Origin of the sequence: Arsenophonus endosymbiont of Bemisia tabaci Q2, from assembly GCF_902713415.1 — a bacterium.
In the GTDB taxonomy this organism is placed as follows: Bacteria; Pseudomonadota; Gammaproteobacteria; order Enterobacterales; family Enterobacteriaceae; genus Arsenophonus.
The window spans coordinates 1-2,736 of the sequence record NZ_CACTIE010000248.1; the positions used below are offsets into that span (position 1 = coordinate 1).

Here is a 2,736-nt window from a genome sequence, read left to right on the forward strand (position 1 = left end):
GGCGAATAGGTATAGCTAAGCGACTTAATTTTGATGACATTATTTATATGAGCTATTCAATTGATTTTAGACGTAAAGTGATATTTACGTCTAAAATCAATTGAATAGCTCATATAAATAATGTCATCAAAATTAAGTCGCTTAGCTATAATACATAACCTAATTCTGCAAATCTAATTGTTAAAAATGGTGGCCTTTTAGATTATTTTTTGTTTTAAAACCCTCCTAATTTTCTAACCATAGAAAAAGCATTGAATAAAATTGTAGGGTTATTTCTTTTTTTATCTCTTGCAAATATTGTTCTCCTTTTCACTATCATTATTAACTAATTTTTTCTATTAATATCGGAAAAATTATTTTATAACTATTAATTCTAAAGAATTAATATAAATTAAAGATTTTTATTTTTTTCATTCTATTATACTGAGTTAACATAACTAGAATTAATTAGTTATACTCCTAGCAAATTGAAGAGAGCCTTACTATATTTCTTAAAATATCTGTAAAATTTCTCTATTTTTTGTAATCAAGTTCAAAAAGAGATTTTTAAGAAAAAATAAGAAACTATTAAAGAAAAAATGTTATTTTATTTCTAATAACAAGTTCTAATTCGAAATACATGTCAGAACTATCTGTTATTTATACCACTAATGCAGCAATATATTTAATAGAAAAAGAATTAAAAATGATTTCACAGAAATCTGATTGGTATCCTGCGGATATTATTGCAGCGCTAAGAAAACACGGAAAAACATTAGCAGCTATATCAAGACAAGCAGGTTTAAGCTCTTCAACACTAGCTAATGCATTATCTCGGCCCTGGCCAAAAGGAGAATGGATAATTGCGAACTTTTTAAACCTTCATCCTTCTGAAATATAGCCAATCCGTTATTACGATTTTAATACAGGAGAATTATTAGAACGAAATATTCGTCGGCCTACTAATAAAAATAAAGAATAAATTATAAAAAAACCGCAGACTCATATCTGCGGTTTATTATTTAATGAAGTTAATAATATTATTTATTAATAAAATCTTCGCCTAATTTAATATCTTTATTGAGTGTTTCTAACATATTTTTCAATTTATTTTTTTCAAATTTATTAATAATATTAATAGGTAATCTTTCTGCAATCCCATTTTTACCTAAACGTATTGGCTGAGCAAAAAAACGCGCATATTCACCATCACTTTCCACATATGAACACTCGATTACATTTTCTTTACCATTTAAAGCGTCAATTAATGATAAACCAAAACGTGCAGCGGCTTGGCCCATAGAAAGTGTCGCTGATCCGCCACCAGCTTTTGCTTCAACAACTTCAGTGCCGGCATTTTGAATACGCTTGGTTAGCTCCTCAGCTTCCTGCTCGGTAAAGTTAACATTGGCAATTTGAGAGAGTAACGGTAGGATCGTTACGCTAGAATGACCACCAATAACCTTCACTTCGATTTCTTGAGGTTTTTTACCTTTTAATTCAGCAACAAAAGTATTAGAACGAATAATATCTAAGGTTGTTACACCAAATAATCGATTTCTATCATACACGCCGGCCTTTTTTAATACTTCTGCTGCTATCGGAACAGTAGTATTAACCGGATTAGTAATAATACCAATTAACGCCTTAGGACAGCTCTGAGCAACTTTTTCAATCAGATTACGAACGATACCGGCATTGATATTAAACAAATCTGAGCGATCCATACCTGGTTTCCTGGCAACACCTGCCAAAATTAATACTACATCAGCAGCGTCAAGTGCCGGTGTCGGATCTTCACCAGAAAAACCAATTACCTTTACATCTGTTGGAATATGGCTTAAATCTTTAGCAACACCAGGGGTCACAGGAGCAATATCATAAAGAGAAAGCTCTGAGCCTGATGGAAACTGGTTTTTAAGAATAAGAAGAAGTGCAAGTGCTTGGCCGATACCACCTGCTGCTCCAAGAATAGCTAATTTCATGCTGATACTCCTTTATATGATGACACTTCAAAATGGCTTAAAAACTTTCAACCTATTACATACGTTATTCATAACACAGTCTATTAATTACGATTAATTCTTGTTAATAAATAAATCTTGTAAATTTTTTTTCATTTTAAATAAAATTCTTATCGACTTATGCGATACGGGGCACTTTTTTAATATTGCTTAGGTAGCAGCATAATTTAGAGACACGACTGCCATTTTTTACAAATAACATTATTTTTTAAACAATAATTTATCGCTAATTTCCACAAAGTAGGCAAATAACTGACTAATAATTTTTATTATTTTCATAACACCAGGCTAGAATTGCTTGTTGAATAAAAATTCACCTTTATACATAATACCGCTCTACTTAACGTCTTAAAAAAGTTGATTTATGTATGTTTCTTCTAAACAAGAAGATCTCGTGAAAGCTTTTAAAGCTTTGCTCAAGGAAGAAAAATTTAGCTCCCAAAGTGAGATCCTTATAGCACTTCAACAGCAAGGCTTTGAAAATATAAACCAGTCAAAAATTTCTAGAATGCTGACAAAGTTTGGTGCGGTGCGTAACCGTAATGCTAAAATGGAAATGGTTTATTGCCTACCTGCTAAACTGGTTGTTCCCACAACAATTAGCCCGCTAAAAAATTTGGTATTAGATGTTAGCTACAATCAATCAATTGTGTTATTCGTACGAGTCCTGCCGCTGCACAGCTCATTGCTCGTTTATTAGATTCGTTACGAACTTCAGAAGGAATTTTAGGTA

General features: G+C 31.6%; 1 protein-coding gene and 2 pseudogenes. 2 read left to right on the forward strand and 1 reads right to left on the reverse strand.

Going from position 1 to position 2,736, the window contains the following annotated elements; translation table 11 throughout:
- Nucleotides 1–685: 685 nt before the first annotated feature.
- Nucleotides 686–961 (forward strand): annotated as a pseudogene (locus ARSQ2_RS10725) (helix-turn-helix domain-containing protein).
- A 58-nt stretch (nucleotides 962–1,019) separates the two neighbouring features.
- Here the strand turns inward: ARSQ2_RS10725 and mdh are convergent.
- Nucleotides 1,020–1,964 carry a malate dehydrogenase gene (gene mdh / locus ARSQ2_RS10730; RefSeq protein WP_181994524.1) on the reverse strand — a complete coding sequence of 315 codons (945 nt, stop codon included), beginning with the start codon at nucleotides 1,962–1,964 and terminating at the stop codon, nucleotides 1,020–1,022.
- A gap of 403 nt (nucleotides 1,965–2,367) precedes the next feature.
- Here mdh and argR point away from each other — a divergent pair.
- Nucleotides 2,368–2,736 (forward strand): annotated as a pseudogene (gene argR, locus ARSQ2_RS10735) (transcriptional regulator ArgR); the annotation flags it as partial.

What these genes read in the sequence shown, in the direction of transcription:
- mdh (WP_181994524.1), bottom strand. Translation starts at nt 1,964, where the DNA reads ATGAAATTAGCTATTCTTGGAGCAGCAGGTGGTATCGGCCAAGCACTT.